The 18,083-nt window shown below is 46.9% G+C and carries 17 protein-coding genes; 2 read left to right on the forward strand and 15 right to left on the reverse strand.

Going from position 1 to position 18,083, the window contains the following annotated elements; genetic code table 11:
- Positions 1 to 13 precede the first annotated feature (13 nt).
- Positions 14 to 904 carry an NAD kinase gene (locus AC1HCU_RS02195; protein ID WP_480368494.1) on the forward strand — a complete coding sequence of 297 codons (891 nt, stop codon included), beginning with the start codon at positions 14 to 16 and terminating at the stop codon, positions 902 to 904.
- 31 nt (positions 905 to 935) lie between these two features.
- Here AC1HCU_RS02195 and AC1HCU_RS02200 read toward each other — a convergent pair whose 3' ends face one another.
- The 12 genes from AC1HCU_RS02200 to pruA all read right to left on the reverse strand — a co-directional run bounded on the left by AC1HCU_RS02200 (position 936) and on the right by pruA (position 12,762).
- A complete protein-coding gene (locus tag AC1HCU_RS02200; protein WP_480368497.1) occupies positions 936 to 1,076 on the reverse strand; it encodes an OadG-related small transporter subunit in 141 nt (46 codons plus the stop codon).
- Positions 1,077 to 1,088: 12 nt separating this feature from the next.
- Positions 1,089 to 2,240: a sodium ion-translocating decarboxylase subunit beta gene (locus AC1HCU_RS02205; RefSeq protein ID WP_480368499.1), complete on the reverse strand. Its 1,152-nt coding sequence runs from the start codon at positions 2,238 to 2,240 to the stop codon at positions 1,089 to 1,091.
- A 27-nt stretch (positions 2,241 to 2,267) separates the two neighbouring features.
- Positions 2,268 to 3,428 carry a sodium ion-translocating decarboxylase subunit beta gene (locus AC1HCU_RS02210; protein ID WP_480368502.1) on the reverse strand — a complete coding sequence of 387 codons (1,161 nt, stop codon included), beginning with the start codon at positions 3,426 to 3,428 and terminating at the stop codon, positions 2,268 to 2,270.
- Between the two features lie 3 nt (positions 3,429 to 3,431).
- A complete protein-coding gene (locus tag AC1HCU_RS02215; protein WP_480368505.1) occupies positions 3,432 to 3,872 on the reverse strand; it encodes an acetyl-CoA carboxylase biotin carboxyl carrier protein in 441 nt (146 codons plus the stop codon).
- Between the two features lie 42 nt (positions 3,873 to 3,914).
- Complete coding sequence (locus AC1HCU_RS02220) at positions 3,915 to 4,841, reverse strand: OadG family transporter subunit (protein ID WP_480371019.1); 927 nt, start codon at positions 4,839 to 4,841, stop codon at positions 3,915 to 3,917.
- 8 nt (positions 4,842 to 4,849) lie between these two features.
- A complete protein-coding gene (locus AC1HCU_RS02225; protein WP_480368508.1) occupies positions 4,850 to 6,412 on the reverse strand; it encodes an acyl-CoA carboxylase subunit beta in 1,563 nt (520 codons plus the stop codon).
- Between the two features lie 87 nt (positions 6,413 to 6,499).
- A complete protein-coding gene (mce, locus tag AC1HCU_RS02230) occupies positions 6,500 to 6,907 on the reverse strand; it encodes a methylmalonyl-CoA epimerase (RefSeq protein ID WP_294067245.1) in 408 nt (135 codons plus the stop codon).
- 130 nt (positions 6,908 to 7,037) lie between these two features.
- A complete protein-coding gene (gene pfkA, locus AC1HCU_RS02235; protein WP_480368510.1) occupies positions 7,038 to 8,021 on the reverse strand; it encodes a 6-phosphofructokinase in 984 nt (327 codons plus the stop codon).
- Positions 8,022 to 8,129: 108 nt separating this feature from the next.
- Positions 8,130 to 9,023: a 4-hydroxy-3-methylbut-2-enyl diphosphate reductase gene (locus tag AC1HCU_RS02240; protein WP_480368513.1), complete on the reverse strand. Its 894-nt coding sequence runs from the start codon at positions 9,021 to 9,023 to the stop codon at positions 8,130 to 8,132.
- A complete protein-coding gene (cmk, locus tag AC1HCU_RS02245; RefSeq protein ID WP_480368516.1) occupies positions 9,010 to 9,714 on the reverse strand; it encodes a (d)CMP kinase in 705 nt (234 codons plus the stop codon). Before cmk ends, AC1HCU_RS02240 begins: the two co-directional genes overlap by 14 nt.
- 59 nt (positions 9,715 to 9,773) lie before the next feature.
- The gene (locus tag AC1HCU_RS02250) at positions 9,774 to 10,841 is read right to left on the reverse strand and encodes a TerC/Alx family metal homeostasis membrane protein (RefSeq protein WP_480368519.1); all 1,068 of its coding nucleotides are present in this window, start codon (positions 10,839 to 10,841) and stop codon (positions 9,774 to 9,776) included.
- A gap of 289 nt (positions 10,842 to 11,130) precedes the next feature.
- Positions 11,131 to 12,762, reverse strand: a complete 1,632-nt coding sequence (gene pruA, locus AC1HCU_RS02255) for an L-glutamate gamma-semialdehyde dehydrogenase (protein WP_480368522.1) — start codon at positions 12,760 to 12,762, stop codon at positions 11,131 to 11,133.
- 267 nt (positions 12,763 to 13,029) lie between these two features.
- Here pruA and AC1HCU_RS02260 point away from each other — a divergent pair, with 267 nt between their 5' ends.
- Positions 13,030 to 14,256, forward strand: a complete 1,227-nt coding sequence (locus AC1HCU_RS02260; protein ID WP_480368525.1) for a proline dehydrogenase family protein — start codon at positions 13,030 to 13,032, stop codon at positions 14,254 to 14,256.
- On the opposite strand, the gene AC1HCU_RS02265 is transcribed toward AC1HCU_RS02260, so the two are convergent.
- From AC1HCU_RS02265 to AC1HCU_RS02275, 3 genes are all read right to left on the reverse strand, one after another.
- On the reverse strand, positions 14,225 to 15,259 hold the full coding sequence (locus AC1HCU_RS02265; protein WP_480368528.1) for a 2-oxoacid:ferredoxin oxidoreductase subunit beta: 1,035 nt from the start codon (positions 15,257 to 15,259) through the stop codon (positions 14,225 to 14,227). The two genes, AC1HCU_RS02260 and AC1HCU_RS02265, sit on opposite strands and share 32 nt — an antisense overlap.
- A gap of 2 nt (positions 15,260 to 15,261) precedes the next feature.
- Positions 15,262 to 17,127, reverse strand: coding sequence for a 2-oxoacid:acceptor oxidoreductase subunit alpha (locus tag AC1HCU_RS02270; protein ID WP_480368529.1), 1,866 nt, complete (start codon positions 17,125 to 17,127; stop codon positions 15,262 to 15,264).
- A gap of 136 nt (positions 17,128 to 17,263) precedes the next feature.
- Entirely contained in the window at positions 17,264 to 18,037 is a 774-nt protein-coding gene (locus AC1HCU_RS02275) for an isocitrate lyase/PEP mutase family protein (RefSeq protein WP_480368531.1), read from the reverse strand.
- Between the last annotated feature and the right edge of the window lie 46 nt (positions 18,038 to 18,083).

The raw sequence follows: 18,083 nt of genomic DNA on the forward strand, positions 1-18,083 counted from the left end.
TGACGACAGATAAATGAAGTTTGCATTATTTGGGAGTATGTTCCCCGACAGGACCGCAAAAGCGGAAGATCAGATATTCGGGGTTTGTGATGCCATCAGGCGGAGCGGAGGAGAGTTGTATCTACCCGAGAATTTTTACCTTTCTCTGCCGGCTCATATTCAGCAGAGAGTAGGTCCTATCTCGGAACTAGCCGAGACGTTGCCACAAGTGGATATGGTAGTGAGTGTGGGAGGCGACGGCACTTTCCTGCGAACGGCTGCCACCGTGGGAGATTCTGGCATCCCTGTGCTGGGTATAAACACCGGTCGCCTGGGTTTTCTTGCCGCCATTAATTACGGCGATGTTGAAGAAACATTGCAGGAGGTAATGAAAAGTGCTTATAAAGTACAGGAACGTACTTTGATAAGAATGACTACCGACGAAACTTTCCCGCCCGAGTATTTCAATACGCACGCACTGAATGAAGTGGCCATCCTGAAACAGGACACAGCCTCGATGCTCTCCATTCATGCATATATCAACAATGATTATCTGACTTCCTATCAGGCAGATGGACTGGTGATTGCCACTCCAACCGGATCTACCGCCTACTCACTAAGTATTGGGGGAGCCATCCTGTCGCCCACCATACCCAGCATCATCCTTTCAGCCATTGCTCCGCATAATCTCACCTCGCGTTCGTTGGTGGTAGATGACAGCAGCCTGATATCACTAAAAGTAGAAAGCCGCAGTCATATGTACCTGGTATCGGTCGATGGCCAGTCGCGTGTGCTTGATGAGACGGTGAGCATCCATGTGCGCAAAGCCGATTACACCCTGCGTGTGGTAAAAAGGCTTGGACATACATTTTACGAGACACTTCGTGACAAACTGATGTGGGGAGCCGATGTGCGGAAACAATGATGATTCCGCACATAAGACCGGCAATTACAGGTTATTCTTCATCCATTTTTTCCTCGTGTGGCAGGTATTTATCCAGCGCAAGAATAAGCAGGTAAAAAACCGCCATGAAGACAAATATTCCTGCCATCCCAATTCCTGCAATAAACAAAGCTACTTCTACGGTCGATGTCATGATTTTTTTGTTTTAAGCAAATAAAGGAACCAATGTCAATATAATACCTCCGGCCACTACCGAACCTATCTGTCCTCCCACATTGGCGCTGATGGCCGGCATAAGCAGGTAATTGTATGGATCTTCTTTTTGACCCATCTGATGGATCACGCGTGCCGACATCGGGAAGGCAGAGATGCCGCAGGCTCCCACCATCGGGTTGATCTTGTTGCCCTCCTTGCGGAACAGATTCAACAACTTGGCAAAGATCACGCCGCCAAACGTGTCAAAGACAAAAGCAAACAATCCCAGTGCAATGATGATGAGCGTATCCAGGCGAATGAAACGCTCGGCCGTCATCGTGCTGGCAATCGTGATTCCGAGGAGCAATGTTACCAGGCTTGCCAGTTCGTTTTGCGCTGAAAGAGATAGCTTGTTTAAGACACCACATTCGCGTACCAGATTTCCAAACATCAGGAATCCGATCAATGCCAGTGATGATGGTGCAATGATTCCGGCGACGATGGTAACCACGATTGGAAAGGCAATCAATGCCTTCTTTGATATCTTCTTGTTATTGTTGCCTGTCATGCGGATCAACCTCTCTTTGCGGGATGTCAGCAACCGGATTACAGGTGGTTGAATGATCGGAACCAATGCCATATAGGAGTAGGCTGCCACAGAAATGGGCCCCAGCAAGTTGGGTGCAAAACGGGATGCCACCACAATGGAGGTGGGACCGTCTGCAGCGCCGATAATGCCAATGGAGGCTGCTTCCCTTAAGTCGTACCCCAGGATGGATGCAAGCACCATCGTGAGAAAAATACCGAACTGTGCTGCAGCTCCAAATAACAACAGCGACGGATTTCGGAACAAGGGCGAGAAATCGATCATTGCCCCGATCGCAATAAAGATGAGTAAGGGGAAAATCTCCGTGGCGATACCGGCTTCGAAAAAGACGTTGAGCACCCCTTCCACTGCCTGACCCGTTGCCGGGTCGATCTGTGTCAGAGCCGAAGAAAGAGGTATATTCACCAGAATGGCACCAAACCCCATCGGTAAAAGCAGGGTGGGCTCGTAGTTCTTAGCAATGGCGAGATAGATAAGTATGCCTCCGATAGCTAACATGATAAGATGCTGCCAGGTCATGCCGGCAATAGCTGGCATCAATTGTTCTAAACCCATAAAATTTTATTTTTGTTGATTTTTTGTTTAATACAAAAATCCGAGCATCAACCCTGCAGCCACAGCCGATGCAATAACACCTGCCACATTGGGCCCCATGGCATGCATCAGCAGGTGATTGGTAGAGTCGTATTCCAACCCAACAACCTGCGACATACGTGCCGAGCCGGGTACTGCCGATACACCCGCATTGCCAATCAGTGGATTGATTTTGTTCCCTTCTTTCAAAAACAGATTGAGGAACTTTACAAACAGAACGCCTGCGCAAGTGGCAATGATAAATGCCAGTGCACCCAAAACGAAAATCTTAACTGATGCGGGTGTCAGGAAAGTGGTTGCCTGAGTGGAGACACCAACCATCAATCCGAGAAGGATGGTGACAATATCAATCATGGGACCTCGAGCGGTCTCTGCCAGTCGCCGGGTTACCCCTGACTCTTTCAGCAGATTCCCAAAAAAGAGCATACCCAATAGGGGCAATCCGGAAGGAACCAGGAATGCTGTCAACAATAAACCAATAACCGGGAAGATGATCTTCTCGTTTTGAGATACCACCCGTGCCGATTTCATGCGTATAAGCCGCTCTTTTTTTGTCGTGAGCAGTCTCATGCAGGGGGGTTGCAAAATCGGAATCAGTGCCATGTACGAGTAGGCCGATATGGCTACCGCTCCCAACAGGTGTGGAGCTAACTTTGAGGTAAGAAATATGGCCGTGGGCCCGTCTGCTCCTCCAATGATCCCGATCGATGCGGCCTCTGTCGGCTCAAATCCTAGCTGCAAAGCAATAATGTAAGCTCCGAAGATGCCAAACTGGCAGGCAGCACCGACCAGGACCAGCTTGGGATTTGAAATCAGGGAAGAAAAATCGGTCATGGCGCCAATACCAAGAAAGATCAACGGCGGATACCATCCTTTCTGTACGCCCTGATAGAGGATATTCAAGACCGATCCTTCTTCATAAATTCCAATTTCCATGTTGGCAGAGAGATCGAACGGGATGTTGCCGATCAATATGCCAAAACCAATGGGTACCAGCAGTAGAGGTTCGAATTCATAGCGGATAGCCAGGAATATAAACAGTATTCCAAACAGGATCATTATGATATGACCTGACTCTACGTTTGCAAATCCGGTGTAACTGATAAAGGTGTTTAGATTTTCAATTAAAAAATCAAAAAAATTTCCCATATTCTATCCTACTATAACAATCAGTTCAGATCCTTCCAAGACCGAATCTCCTTTTCTTACTTTAATATCCTTGATGGTGCCGTCTCTATCCGCAATAATGTTGTTTTCCATTTTCATGGCTTCCAGTATCAGTAGTTTTTGCCCTTTTTTCACTGTGTCGCCCACATTACAGCTGATATCGAGGATGATACCCGGAAGCGGCGATTTCAATGAATTGGCACTTGCGTTTGCCGTATGTTTGATGACGGGAGTGTTTACTTCGGGTTGTGGTGAACCTGACTGCGCCGGCTTCTTGAACGGAGAGGATACCATTTTCTTTACTTTTTTCTCAATCTCAACCGTGTAGGGAATACCATTTACTTCCACTTCTGCTGTCTCATCGGTCGTATTGTTGATGACCACGTTATAGAGACTGCCATTGATTCTGTATTTATATTGCTTCATTATGTGAAATTTTTGTTTTTGTTGATTGAAACGTTTGTCTGTCTATCTTCGCGGAAGTTCCCTCAAACCGTAGATTTTAGAACTCCAGGGAGAATAATTTTTACTTATCTTGTTGATTGTGAGAATAGTGTGTTCAAAATCGTGTACGTCATTTTGTTCTTCGTGCAACGCCATAAATATGGCGCTAAGTACTTCTCCTGATATATCCTGAGTACTCGGTTTTCCTGCTGTGGTCTCAACAGTTGTACTTTTTCCTCTTCTCTTCTCATTCAATCTGGCCGAAGATTTTCCTACGAACCTGAAGACGATATAGAGAACAAGGAGAGCACAAAATACGACCAACATTGATGTTATTGTCATAGATGCTCCAAATTTATCTTGTTGTTTAAATCTCTCGACTTTTTCATTCTTGTCGAGGGTGTAATTATTGGTGCTGGGTGTGACCTTTTTTAATCTGGTCAGCTGAAGTGTTCCCGCCTTGTCGTATTTCACCCCATCCATTGCATAGCCCCATGAAACATCTGCCAACTGCTTCCCGGGTATGATCACTTCGTCGATCAGCTTCGTGCCACTTTCGTCGAACAAAGCAATATAATTGTCCTCGTCGGGGTTTAGTTCAAAACTAATGTGAAATGTTCCCTGGTAGGGCTTGTTGTTTGCCCAAAATAAGATATGCTGATGGGGCGCAATTCTGGTAAGTACATCGCCTCTGGGTATGGAGTATTTTCTGGGGTTCGACTTGTCGTTGGTCAGAAAATACCCGCCGATGTCTTGCGTTTTCGCTGTATTGTTGAATATTTCGATCCATCCGCTCCTTTGTCCGTAGTCGTCTACAAAATTTTCCGCATTGTTCACGAGTACTTCATTAATTACCCAGCGCGGGTTTTCTACGCGTTCGGAACAAGCAGTGAAAGATAGAAGAAACAGCAAAAGAAACAAAACAGAAGATGCCGGTGATTTATTCATAATCCTTACTTTTACAAGGGGAGGTTATCATGTTTCTTGGCCGGATTTTGTAGCTTTTTGGTCTGTGTCTGCTGCAGAGCGCGAATCACGCGGAAACGGGTATTACGCGGTTCAATCACATCGTCGATATATCCATAGCGGGCAGCTTCATATGGATTGGCAAAAAGATCGTTGTACTCCTGTTTTTTTGCTTCAATCACGGCGTTCTTTTTCTCTGCGTCCGTTTCTGTGGCAATCTCCTTGCTGTAGAGAACCTCCACCGCTCCGTCGGCACCCATGACAGCGATTTCGGCACTGGGCCATGCATAATTGATGTCACCGCGGAGCTGCTTGCAACTCATCACGATGTGTGCCCCTCCGTATGACTTCCGCAGGGTAACGGTGATTTTGGGAACGGTGGCCTCGCCATATGCATAGAGCAACTTTGCACCGTGTGTGATTACACCGCCATATTCCTGTCCTGTTCCGGGAAGGAATCCGGGTACATCGACCAACGTGACAAGAGGAATGTTAAATGCATCGCAGAAGCGGACAAAGCGGGCAGCCTTTCTTGAAGCATTGATATCCAATACGCCAGCAAGGAATTTAGGCTGGTTGGCAACAATTCCGACCGACTGTCCGTTGAAACGGGCGAATCCTACGATGATATTTTTTGCATAGTCGGCATGGACTTCCAAAAATTCACCTTTGTCGATGATGGCACCAATCACCTCGTACATGTCGTATGGTTTGGAAGGACTGTCCGGGATGATGTCATTCAGACCATCTTCCAGCCTGTCGATGGGATCGTCGTTTTCATAGACGGGTGCTTCTTCCAGATTGTTCTGGGGAATGAAACTCAACAGCTGACGGATAACCTTTAGACCGTTTTCTTCCGAATCAACAGCGAACTGAGCAACTCCTGATTTGGAGGCATGTACTGAGGCTCCTCCCAGGTTTTCCTGAGTGACGTCTTCTCCTGTAACGGTTTTCACTACCTTGGGCCCCGTTAAAAACATGTAGGAAGTGCCCTGCGTCATGACAATGAAATCGGTAAGTGCCGGCGAATACACTGCACCTCCGGCACAAGGACCAAAAATACCGGATATCTGGGGAATTACCCCCGAAGCGAGGATGTTTCGCTGAAATATTTCTGCATATCCTGCCAGGGCATTGATACCTTCCTGAATACGGGCGCCACCCGAGTCGTTGATTCCGATCAGGGGAGCTCCCATCTTCATGGCCTGGTCCATTACCTTGCATATTTTTTTAGCCTGCATCTCAGACAGGGATCCGCCGAAAATGGTGAAATCCTGTGCGAAGATATAGACAAGACGCCCTTCAATTGTACCATAACCCGTGACAACACCATCGCCGAGGAACTTGCTGTTTTCCATTCCGAAGTTATGGGAACGATGTTCCACGAACATATCGAACTCTTCAAAACTCCCTTCGTCAAGAAGCATGAATATGCGTTCGCGTGCAGTGTATTTTCCCTTTTGGTGTTGTGATTCAATTCTTTTCTCGCCTCCGCCTAAACGGGCCTTTTCCCTTAACTGGATTAGTTCTTTTACTTTTTCGAGTTGATTGCTCATATGATTATTTTTTAGATTAACGAGATAGTTTTTGTCGATGTCTGCTTGTTTTTCTGCGGCAGGTTTGTTTTGATGCTGCTCAACCTGTTATTCCGGATGCTCGCACAGTTCGGTGAGGACGCTTCCTGTAGATTTGGGGTGTAAGAAAGCAATCTTTAATCCTTCTGCCCCCTGTCGTGCCTGCTGGTCTATCAGACGTACCCCTTTTGATTCGGCATCCTTCAATGCTTCGTTCACATTTTTGGTCGCATAGGCAATATGATGTACGCCTTCGCCTCTTTTTTCAATGAATTTGGCAATGGTGCTCTCCTCGCTTGTAGGCTCCAACAATTCTATCTTGGTGGAGCCGACCATGAAGAAGGCTGTTTTTACTTTTTGATCTTCCACGGTTTCAATATTGTAGCACTTGAGCCCCAAAACACCTTCATAATAAGGAAGATGTTCCTCAATACTTTTCACCGCAATGCCGATGTGTTCAATGTGTGTAATTTCCATATAATTTCGTTGCCTTTTTTTAATGTATGCTGCAAATATGAGTATATGCTATAAAAGTATTTTGATTCAATCTTACATTGAATCAAAAGATATTCTGTCTTTCCCTTCGATCTAACGCTTCCGAGGCAGGTTATATAGAAGAAATACGCAATACTTCCAGCAATTCTTCGCTGATATCACGCTCTTTCCGGATAGCTCGCTTGAAAGGAATGTAATCGATTTCATTCTCGCGGATACCGATCATCACATTGCGTTGATTCTCCAGCAATGCCTGAATGGCAGCAATACCCATGCGGCTTGCCAGGATGCGGTCCTGAGCTGTGGGAGAACCGCCGCGCTGGAGATGGCCGAGAATAGAAACACGTACATCATATTGCGGATATTCCTTCTTCACCCGCTCTGCCAGCTTCATGGCTCCGCCGGTTACCTCACTCTCGGTGACCAGCACCATGCTACTGCTTTTTGACTTACGGAATCCCTGCTCAATGAGCTCGCCCAACTGGTCTTTCTCGATACTTATTTCCGGGATGATGGCTGCCTCCGCTCCGGAAGCGATGGCACTGTTGAGTGCCAGATATCCGCAATTTCGTCCCATCACCTCTACAAAAAACAGACGTTCATGGGAGGTGGCTGTATCGCGTATTTTGTCCATCGATTGCATGATGGTGTTCAAGGCTGTGTCGTAACCTATGGTGGTGTCTGTACCATTCAGGTCGTTGTCAATTGTTCCGGGAAGCCCTACAATGGGTATATTGAACTCGTTGGCGAAAACTCCTGCACCGGTGAGGGAGCCGTCTCCACCAATTACAACCAATGCGTCTATCCCGTGTTTTTGCATGTTCTCGTAAGCCGTCCTGCGTCCTTCAAAAGTGAGGAATTCCTGAGAACGTGCTGTTTTCAGGATAGTTCCTCCCTGTTGAATGATATTGCTTACGCTGTTTGTTTTAAATTCCACAATTTCATCGGAGATGAGGCCTTTGTAACCTCTGTAGATGCCGTAGACACGCATCCCGTTACAAATACCTGCACGTGTCACCGCACGAATGGCGGCATTCATGCCCGGCGCATCGCCCCCGGAAGTAAGGACACCTACGCTTTGTATGTTTGAGTCCATGTTTGAGTTCCTTGTCTTTGAGACTTTGTTAGATGTATACTCTGTTTCGTTTGAAAACTATGAGGCGCAAAGATACATTTTTTTTAACGATGCCACAAAAAAAACTGCTTAAAAAGCGACTTTCTCCATTTGCAGGTGAGGACGCAGTTTTGCTATGTTGGCGGCTACAGCTTCCATTTGCCACTTAGGTGTGGAAGTAGCGCCACATATGCCAATGGTGATGTTGTCTTTAAGCAACGTCGGGTCTATTTCTTCCGGTGAATGAATTATATATGAATTGCTATTTTTCTTTTTGCATTCTGCAAACAACACTTTGCCATTGGAACTTTTTTCACCGGCGATGAAAAAAATAAGGTCGTGTTTTGCTGCAAATTCCTGGATATTGGGTACACGGTTTGATACCTGTCGACAAATGGTGTCGTAAAACTCAAACTTTGCCCCGTCTTTCATGCGAAACCTGATCAGTTCACCTATCTCTTGAAATCCGTCCAGAGGTTTCGTCGTTTGCGAAAAAAGGCTGATGTCGCGGGAGAAATCGAGCTTCTCGATCTCCTCCTTGCTTTCGATAATGATGGCCGATTCATCGGTTTGCCCGAGCAGGCCATTCACTTCGGCATGTCCTTTTTTACCGAAGATCACAATCTGGGCATCGCTTTGCGTGCGATGGGTGTATTTCTTGTTGATTCTCTTCTGCAGCCCCAACACTACAGGACAGGAAGCGTCAATGATTTCGATGTTGTTCTGTTTAGCTATCTCGTATGTGCTGGGTGGTTCTCCGTGAGCACGGAGTAACACACGTACATTTTTAAGTTGTTTAAACTGTTCGTGGTTAATGGTGATTAACCCCATCTTTTCGAGGCGTTCCACTTCGATATTGTTGTGCACGATGTCACCCAAACAATAAAGAGTACCTCCCTTTTGCAGCTCTTCCTCGGCTTTGGATATCGCTTTCGCAACGCCAAAACAGCACCCGGACAGCTTGTCTATTTCAATTTTGTTCATTTTTAGCTGTGATTTTATAAAACATATCCACGGCCCACTGTAACTGTTCTTCAATGCCCACATGGGTATTGTCCAGTACAAGTGCATCCTCTGCCTTTCGTAACGGGCTTTCGGTGCGGGTTGTGTCACGCAGGTCGCGTTCTTTTACGTTGGCCAGCACGGCTTCGTATTCCGGTTGTTCTCCCTTGGCTTTCATCTCGTCGAAACGCCGCCGGGCGCGTATTTCGGGTGAGGTGGTGAGAAAAAGCTTCATCTCGGCATCAGGGAAGACCACCGTGCCGATGTCTCGCCCGTCCATGACCACTCCCTTGTTTTTACCGATCTCCTGTTGCTGGTGAACCATTTCCCTTCGCACAAAACCAAGGGTACTCACACGGCTTGCACCATTGGCCACCTCCAGGGTTCGAATCTCCTTTTCTACATTCTCGCCGTTCAGAATGGTTTCCTGCAACCCTTCCGCATTCGTTTTAAAAGAAATTTTTATATCTCCTATGTGCTTGTGCAGCGATGCTTCGTCTATTTCACTTTCCGTGATCCATCCTTTTCTGAGGGCATAAAGTGCCACGGCGCGGTACATTGCCCCGCTGTCAATATATATGTATCCCAGTTCCCTGGCCAATCCTTTGGCTATCGTGCTTTTGCCACACGACGAATATCCGTCTACGGCAATGTTAATTCTATTATTGTGCATACTGTGTCACTTAACGACATAAACAAACACAAAGATAGAATGTTTTTGCGAATTACTTATTAAACTTTTTTCTCCCCAAACTTTTCTGATTCGTCATATTCTTCCCCATTTTCTGTCAAGGGATCAAACATTTTCTTTGTCGGGATTATTTTTGACAACAGAATGGATATAAGTAAAGTCCCCAGGATAACCACAAGGGAGAACCATGACTTGGACGTAAAGAAACTGGCTACTGACGGAATGGTGCCCGACAACATCTTTAGCCCAATGAAGAAAAGGATGAAGCTTATGCCATATTTAAGAAAACGGAACATGCTGATGATATTTCGCAGTGCAAAGAATAGCGAAATGAGCCCCATTACGGCAAAAACATTGGATGTGATTGCCAGAAACTGTTCTTCCTGTCCGGTGAGCAAACTCTCCGCACCTTCCAGGATCACCCCGATGATGGCAGGAATAGAGTCCAGCGCGAAAATAATATCGGTGGTCCCGATAATCAAGAACGTCAGAAACATATGGGTAATATGTCTTTTCCCGTTTATTTTTGTAAAAAAATGAGGCGTATGCATGTCCGGATCAACCTGAAATAATTTTATAGCTCCTTTGTACAGAATATTATTTTTGGGATCAGCGGTTTGGTTATCCTTGCTGAGAAGCATTTTTAAGCCGGTATAGATCAACACCATCCCTAGCAGGTACAACACCCAGTGAAACCGAATCACCAGTTCCATCCCTACCAGAATAAAAAGGATCCGCAAAATGATAGCCACCAGTATTCCCAGTTTAAGCAGCTTAGGCTGGTTCTGCTGCTTGATGTCCATGACGGAAAAAATTAAAAGAAAGACAAAGAGATTGTCCACAGACAGCGAATATTCCGTCAAATAACCCGAAATGAATTTTGCTGCCATCACAGAAGCTGTTCTTACGGGACTGTCGGGATTTTGAGGAAAAAATAGAAAAACGGCCAGACCGAACAACAGAGCTATAAGGATCCACAACCCGGTCCACATCAACGATTCCTTGACGTTGATGTTACTTCTGCGGTGATCTGTCACGTAAAAATCGATTGCGTAAACAATAAGAAAGGTTACAACAAATGCAACCCAAAAGATGGTGATTGTACTCATATAATACTTTTAATAGTTAATTATACAAATTCCGGCCGCTTATGAAAATCATCCCCCAAAAACATGTTTAATGCAGCGTATTATTACGCAGAAAAACGGGGGAAATTTTTTATGGATAACGGAAATTGTTCCAGGTATACAAATTAAGCAATTATAAGATCTATTGGCTGCTGATGTGTATGCAAAGGTAATTGAAATATTTATGAGGTGAGCTTTTTTTACTGAATTTATTTCCTGAATAAAAAAAACAGCCCGAAAGCTGTTTTCTGAATTGTGATTTCTTATCCAATTAATCCTCCAAAAAGCTGGGATACATATAATCCGTTGCCGGAACAAGGGTTTCCTTGATGCACTGCGGCGACACCCAGCGGAGCAGGTTAAATACAGAGCCTGCCTTGTCATTGGTTCCTGATGCACGACCTCCGCCAAACGGCTGCTGATCTACCATGGCACCGGTAGGCTTATCGTTGATATAGAAGTTACCGGCAGTATGCGTCAGCCGGGTCGTCATTTTTTCAATGCGGTCCCTGCTTGCCGAGAAGATGGCTCCGGTTAATGCATAGTCGGTCGTACTGTCCAGTATATCCATGGTTTCTTCCAGTTTATCGGGAGGATAGACATATATGGTGAGAATAGGCCCAAACAACTCTTCCCGCATGGTGAAATAGTCCGGCTTTTTTGCCAGAATAACGGTAGGGGAGATGAAGTAACCGATCGACTTGTCATAAGTTCCCCCGTAGATAATTTCGGCATCGGGTGAAGCTTTGGTGTCTTCTATAACTTTAGCCAGTTTGTTGAACGACTCTTCGTCGATGACGGCATTCACGAAATTGCTGAAATCTTCCACCGCGCCTGTTCGAATCTTTGAGAGGTCTTCGCTCACCAATTGTTTTATCTCTTCCCAGATGTTTTCAGGAATGTAGGCACGTGAAGCGGCCGAACATTTCTGGCCCTGATATTCAAACGCACCTCTGGTAATGGCTGTAGCAACCTGTTTCGGATTAGCCGTGTCATCGGCAAGGATATAGTCTTTCCCGCCGGTTTCACCTACAATGCGAGGATAGGACTTATACCTTGATATGTTTTTTGCAATGGTAGCCCACATACCATTAAATACGTCCGTGGAACCGGTGAAATGTAATCCGGCAAAGTCGCGGTGATTAAAAACCGTTTCAGCCGTCTCCTTCCCGCCGGCATACACAAGGTTGATGACGCCTTCGGGTAATCCCGCTTCCTGCAGTATTTTCATGATGAGATGAGCCGGATAAACCGCCGTTCTTGAAGGTTTCCAAACAACTGTGTTTCCCATCAGAGCAGGTGCAGCACCCAGGTTGCCCGCTATTGATGTGAAGTTGAAAGGGGTAAGTGCAAAAACAAACCCCTCGAGAGGTCGCCACACCATGCGATTCCAGACCCCTTGGGCAGAGTTTGGTTGCATGTCATATATTTCAACCATGTTCTTCACGTTGTAGCGATAGAAATCCACGAGTTCGCACACGGCATCAATCTCCGATTGATATGCATTTTTGGACTGTCCAATCATGGTGGTTGCATTAAACTCTGTCCGGTAAGGGCCGGCAATCAGTTCAGCTGCTTTCAGGAAGATGGCGGCCCTGCTCTCCCAACGCATGGATTCCCACGCCGGTTTTGCTTTGAGAGCTGCATCGATGGCCATCTGCACATGGATTTGATCACCCTGATGATAGTGTCCCAGCAAATGGCGGTGGTTATGGGGAGGGCGGATTTCCATCAGTTTTCCGGTACGTACCTCCTTGCCATCAATTATCATGGGAAGATCAAGTCCGCCCCTGTTAAGCTCTTCCAGTTTTAACTTCAGTGCATTTCTTTCGGCCGATCTTGGGGCATAGTGGAGTAGAGGCTCATTCTTAATAGGGGGTAATTTGTAGATACCTTTAGGCATAATCGATTAATTTAGTGAGGTTATCTTGAATGGGACAAATTTATCAAAAAAAAACGATTCAGGCATACAGGGATGCATTTTTAAGAAAAGTATCGTTTGTTTCTTTTTCATACGATAATATTTATTTTTTTACACTAAGGTCGTATGGAACTCGCATATTATCATTAACTTGGGTGTAACTAATTTAGATGTTCGTTTCATTTTAATTTTCTGATGCATATTTTTTTTATTTTTGCAGTCAAACCCGGATACTTTTACACTGAATGCATGCAACCTGAAAAAAACCATCCTGTCAATTTTAAAAATAGTGAGATCGCTTTTCTCGATCAATCTGATGCAAGCCTCAGGCAGGCTTATCATCTTTTCAGAATCATGAATAACAGGGTACTGGTGCGAGCAGGTAAGTTGATTGTGGGTCTGGCTTTTGCCTTTCGGTTTCCGGTAGATGGAATCCTGAAAAAAACCATTTATCGTCATTTTGTGGGAGGCGTATCCATTGAAGACTGCAGTAAGACCATTGCCAGGCTGGCAAAACGCCATGTCTGCTCGATCCTCGATTATGCACAGGAAGGTGAAGAGTCTGAAGCCGAATTTGATGCTACCAGTCGGGAAATTATCCGTACTATTGAGTTCGCCCACGATAATCCCTCTGTGCCATTCAGTGTCTTTAAGATTACCGGGATAGCACGTTTCGATTTGTTGGCGAAAGTGAGCGAGGGAGGCAGTCTAACCCGGGAGGAAGAAATAGAGTACCAGCGGGTGGAAGAGCGGGCAGAAGAGATTTTCCGGCGAGGATGCGAGTTGGATGTGCCGGTGATGGTCGATGCCGAAGAGACCTGGATCCAGCCGGTACTGGATGATCTGGTGTTGCGCCTGATGGCGCGGTATAATAGGAAAAAAGCCATCGTACAAAATACTTATCAAATGTATCGGTACGATAGCATTGCACGTATCAGGCAGCATCACCGGATGGCTTTGGAGGGTGGTTTCCGCCTCGGTTTGAAGATTGTACGCGGAGCTTACATGGAAAAAGAAAGGACCCGTGCATTGGTAAAAGGATATCCTTCTCCCATACAGCCAGACAAGATGGCTACAGACCGTGACTTTGATGATGTCATCCGTTACTTTATGGCCCATCACGACAGTATTGATTTTATGGTTGCCACACATAACGAAGCAAGCTCCATGCTCCTTGCCAGCCTGATTGACACATACAAACTGCCAAGAAACTACCCCGGAATCTATTTTTCCCAACTTTACGGAATGAGCGACCATATTACTTATAACCTTGCCTGGCAAGGTTATAATGTGGCAAAATATGTTCCCTATGGCGAGGTGAAAACCATGATGCCCTACCTGTTCCGGCGCGCTGAAGAAAACTCATCGGTAAAGGGGCAGAGCAGCCGCGAACTGAAAATGATCAGGACCGAAATAGAACGAAGAAAAAAAACCGGAATGTCATTTATTTCACTTCCCAGACATTCGAAGAGTTGAGAAGAAATTCGGTAAACGATTTTTTTGACATTTTTTGCTGTACCTCCTTGATCTGTTTTTCGTAATCCCTGTCATAGGAAGGCGCATCCACACTGCGTATCACGCCCAGTGCTACAGGGAGGCCGTCGGAGGTATCCATAAGAGCCAGTTTCAACTGCAGGGTACTGTCCTTGGCTGTGGCATCGTGCACCAGGATGTCATCGAGCGTATAGCCCTCTTCCCCGATGGTGACCGCCTTCAGGTTCCAGCCATCCAGCACGAGCCCCTTCTCGTTGTCCTTCCCGAAAATCATCTTTTCACCCTGTTTCAGGACAACCGTATTGTCGGCCTTCCAGGTGCGGTCGCTGATTTTGTTGTGGATGCCGTCGTTGAAGATCACGCAGTTCTGCAGTACCTCAATTACCGCGGTACCTTTGTGGCGTGCCGCTTCTACCATCACGTCCACCTGGTTCTTCATGTCCACGTCGATGGCGCGGGCAAAGAAAGTTCCTCTGGCTCCAAAAGTCAATTCTGCCGGACGGAACGGATCTTCCACAGTGCCATAGGGCGATGACTTGGAGACAAATCCACGGGCCGAGGTGGGTGAGTACTGTCCTTTGGTGAGACCGTATATCTTGTTGTTGAAAAGGATGATGTTGATGTCTACGTTGCGACGAACAGCATGAATAAAATGGTTCCCGCCGATGGCCAACGAGTCACCGTCGCCGGTAGCCACCCACACGCTCAGATCGGGGTTGGCCACCTTCACGCCGGTGGCAATGGCTGCCGCGCGGCCGTGAATGCTGTGAAAGCCGTAGGTATTCATGTAGTAGGGCAGTCGCGATGAACACCCTATACCGGAGATCACCGCAGTCTGATGCGGCTCCAGGTTCAGCTCTGCCATTGCCTTGTGCAGGCAGGTGAGGATGGCATAGTCGCCACAGCCGGGGCACCAGCGTACTGCATTTTCACTCTTGTAATCCTTGGGGAGATATTTTTGATATTTTATTTCTGTTGCTTCCATGCTTATTTGGCCTCCATCATTTTCGTAAATTCTTCAACCAGCTCGCTCACCTTGAAAGGCTGTCCTTCCACTCTGTTAAATCGGCGGATGTTACTCAGATCCCCGAATTTTCCGTTCAGATAAGCGGCAAACTGGCCATCGTTTTGTTCTGCGACAATCACCTTCTTGTATTTTTTCAACAGGTCGTGTGTGTTCTTTGGCAGGGGGGAGATATACCTGAAATGGGCAAATGCCACCTTCCTTCCACTGGCCTGTATACGCAGCATCGCCTCGAGGAGGTGTCCGTAGGTGCCTCCCCATCCCACGATCAGCATGTCGGCATCCTTGTCGCCCACTACTTTTTGTTCGGGAATGAAATCTGCAATCTTTTCAATTTTCTTTCGGCGGGTATCCACCATATACTGGTGATTTTCGGGGTTGGAGGAGATTACGCCGGTAAGTTTGTCTTTTTCCAGTCCGCCAATGCGGTGCATAAAGCCGGGTGTCCCCGGTACGCCCCAGTACCTGACCGGGCTTTCTTCATCCCGCACGTAGGGACGCCATTTTTCGGTGTCGCCCTTGTAGTATTTTTCCACGTAGGGAGGTTTTATTTCAGGATAATCTTTCATGTCGGGAATCTTCCAGGCCGAAGATCCATTGGCAATATAACCGTCGGTAAGAAGGACCACCGGTGTCATGTGCTCCAGTGCAATCTTCGATGCTTCAAAGGCACTCTCAAAACAGTCGGTGGGCGATGCCGCTGCCAGGACCACGAGCGGACTTTCGCCATTGCGTCCATACAAAGCCTGGTTCAGGTCGGTCTGTTCACTCTTGGTCGGCATTCCGGTGGAGGGGCCGCTTCGCTGCACATCGATCACCACCAGGGGTAGCTCGGTCATCACTGCGAGTCCCAGTGCTTCACTCTTGAGCGCAAGACCCGGGCCGGAGGTGGAGGTGGCAGCCAGGCAGCCTGCAAAGCTGGCACCAATGGAAGAGGTAATCCCGGCAATTTCATCCTCCATTTGCAGGGCTTTCACGCCGAAATCTTTTCTTTTGGCCATTTCCTGCAGGATGTCTGTCGCAGGCGTAATGGGATAAGAGCCCAGAAATAGCTGAATCCCTGCCTTTTCTGCAGCGGCAATCAGTCCGTAAGCAGTGGCTGTATTTCCGTTCACATCGGTGTAAAAACCTTTATTTCCTTCAATAGGTTCGATGCGATAGGTGGAGGCGGTGAGGTGTATGTTGTTGCCGTAGTTGTAACCGTCGGACATGGCCTTGATATTGGCCTGTACCAACAATGGTTTTTTGGCGAACTTCTGCTGCAGGAGCATGTCTGCTATTTCCAGTGGCCGGTTGAAGAGCCAGCAGACAATACCCAGCGCAAACATGTTCTTGCAACGGAGCATGTCCTTGTTCTCCAGTCCTGAGCCTTCGAGCGAAGCTTTGGTGAGGGAGGTGATGGCCACACCCACAGGCTGCACATGTTCCAGCTTGAGTTCAGTGAAAGGATCCTGGGTTGTATAGAGTGCCTTGTCGAGATCTTTCTTTTGAAATGAATCGGTGTCGTAGAGCACAATGGATCCTCTCTTCAGGTATTGTGCGTTCACCTTCAATGCTGCTGGATTCATTGCCACAAGTACGTCTGTTTTGTCGCCGGAGTTATATACATCTTTCGCTCCGATGCGTACCTGGAAACCCGAAACACCGTGCAGTGAACCTTGGGGTGCACGTATTTCTGCGGGGAAATCGGGAAAAGTGGCTATCTCGTTTCCGAATATTGCCGATAATGTGGAAAAGAGCGTCCCGGACAACTGCATTCCGTCCCCTGAGTCGCCTGAGAAACGAATGGTTACTTGTTGGATGTCGGTGATAACCGAATTGGTGGGCATAATTGTAGTCTGTTATTTCAAATGAAGGTACAAAGTAATAAAAGAGTCGCCAGAAAAGCAAATATTTTCCCCTGGAAAAGCAGCTTCGTCTTTTGTGCTTTCCCGTGTGATTCACTTCTTTTTATCAGGATTTCCTTTAAGAAAAAAGCTTGCCGAACCGTTTGTCGTCGATCAGGGTGGCGTAGAGTTCCGCTGCTCTTTTGTAACTCTGCGCATGGACGGCGGCGCCGCTGCTGATGCGTTTTACACCCATCAGCTTGAGTTTTGAAAAAGAGGGTGTGTCGGGACGCAGAAAGACATTTAACGGAAGTGGGGTACTTTGAACGACCTGTTTTATTTCTTTGTCGTCCGATAGCAACGGCACAAATATGCCGTCGGCGCCCGCTTTTTCAAATTCGCCGATCCGTTTGATTGTTTCTTCCAGCAGCTTGGGATGTTTGGTTACGTACGTGTCGATGCGCACATTCAGGAAAAGATCCGATTTCCGGTCCTGCAGGAACGTGTGTATGGCACTCACCACCTTGGTAAATTTTACCGTCTCCTGTAACACCCTTTTCCCATTTTTCATTACCGAATCTTCGATGTTAATGCCGGCAGCTCCCATGTTGATGAGTTGTTCAATATGGGCATTCACCTTTTCGATATTTCGGCTGTAACCGCCGTCAATATCCACCGAAACGGGAATGGAAACCGATTTGATCACCCTGTTCACGACGAACAGCAATTCGTCGAAGCCCATGTCTTCCCCATCGCGGTAACCGAGGTTCTCGGCAATGGCATGGCCGGAGATACCCACCGCCTTAAAGCCTGCCTTTTCTGCCAGCTGTGCGCTCTTGGCATCCCATACGTTGCCGAGGATGAACGGTTCATCTCCGGCATGAAGTTCCCTGAATTCACCAGTTTTTGACATACGATCTATCTGTTTAATGAAGGTTGATTGTGTACATTTAACGTTC

The sequence above is a fragment of the Proteiniphilum sp. LBM24028 genome (assembly GCF_056629195.1).

Bases quoted from the DNA above. Each gene is read 5' to 3' on its own strand.
- AC1HCU_RS02270 (WP_480368529.1), bottom strand. From the start codon at position 17,127: ATGCCCACCAATTCGGTTATCACCGACATCCAACAAGTAACCATTCGT.
- AC1HCU_RS02200 (WP_480368497.1), bottom strand. From the start codon at position 1,076: ATGACATCGACCGTAGAAGTAGCTTTGTTTATTGCAGGAATTGGGATG.
- AC1HCU_RS02215 (WP_480368505.1), bottom strand. From the start codon at position 3,872: ATGAAGCAATATAAATACAGAATCAATGGCAGTCTCTATAACGTGGTC.
- AC1HCU_RS02195 (WP_480368494.1), top strand. From the start codon at position 14: ATGAAGTTTGCATTATTTGGGAGTATGTTCCCCGACAGGACCGCAAAA.
- AC1HCU_RS02240 (WP_480368513.1), bottom strand. From the start codon at position 9,023: ATGAACAAAATTGAAATAGACAAGCTGTCCGGGTGCTGTTTTGGCGTT.
- AC1HCU_RS02210 (WP_480368502.1), bottom strand. From the start codon at position 3,428: ATGGGAAATTTTTTTGATTTTTTAATTGAAAATCTAAACACCTTTATC.
- AC1HCU_RS02265 (WP_480368528.1), bottom strand. From the start codon at position 15,259: ATGGAAGCAACAGAAATAAAATATCAAAAATATCTCCCCAAGGATTAC.
- pfkA (WP_480368510.1), bottom strand. From the start codon at position 8,021: ATGGACTCAAACATACAAAGCGTAGGTGTCCTTACTTCCGGGGGCGAT.
- pruA (WP_480368522.1), bottom strand. From the start codon at position 12,762: ATGCCTAAAGGTATCTACAAATTACCCCCTATTAAGAATGAGCCTCTA.
- AC1HCU_RS02225 (WP_480368508.1), bottom strand. From the start codon at position 6,412: ATGAGCAATCAACTCGAAAAAGTAAAAGAACTAATCCAGTTAAGGGAA.
- cmk (WP_480368516.1), bottom strand. From the start codon at position 9,714: ATGCACAATAATAGAATTAACATTGCCGTAGACGGATATTCGTCGTGT.
- AC1HCU_RS02205 (WP_480368499.1), bottom strand. From the start codon at position 2,240: ATGGGTTTAGAACAATTGATGCCAGCTATTGCCGGCATGACCTGGCAG.
- mce (WP_294067245.1), bottom strand. From the start codon at position 6,907: ATGGAAATTACACACATTGAACACATCGGCATTGCGGTGAAAAGTATT.
- AC1HCU_RS02250 (WP_480368519.1), bottom strand. From the start codon at position 10,841: ATGAGTACAATCACCATCTTTTGGGTTGCATTTGTTGTAACCTTTCTT.
- AC1HCU_RS02260 (WP_480368525.1), top strand. From the start codon at position 13,030: ATGCAACCTGAAAAAAACCATCCTGTCAATTTTAAAAATAGTGAGATC.
- AC1HCU_RS02275 (WP_480368531.1), bottom strand. From the start codon at position 18,037: ATGTCAAAAACTGGTGAATTCAGGGAACTTCATGCCGGAGATGAACCG.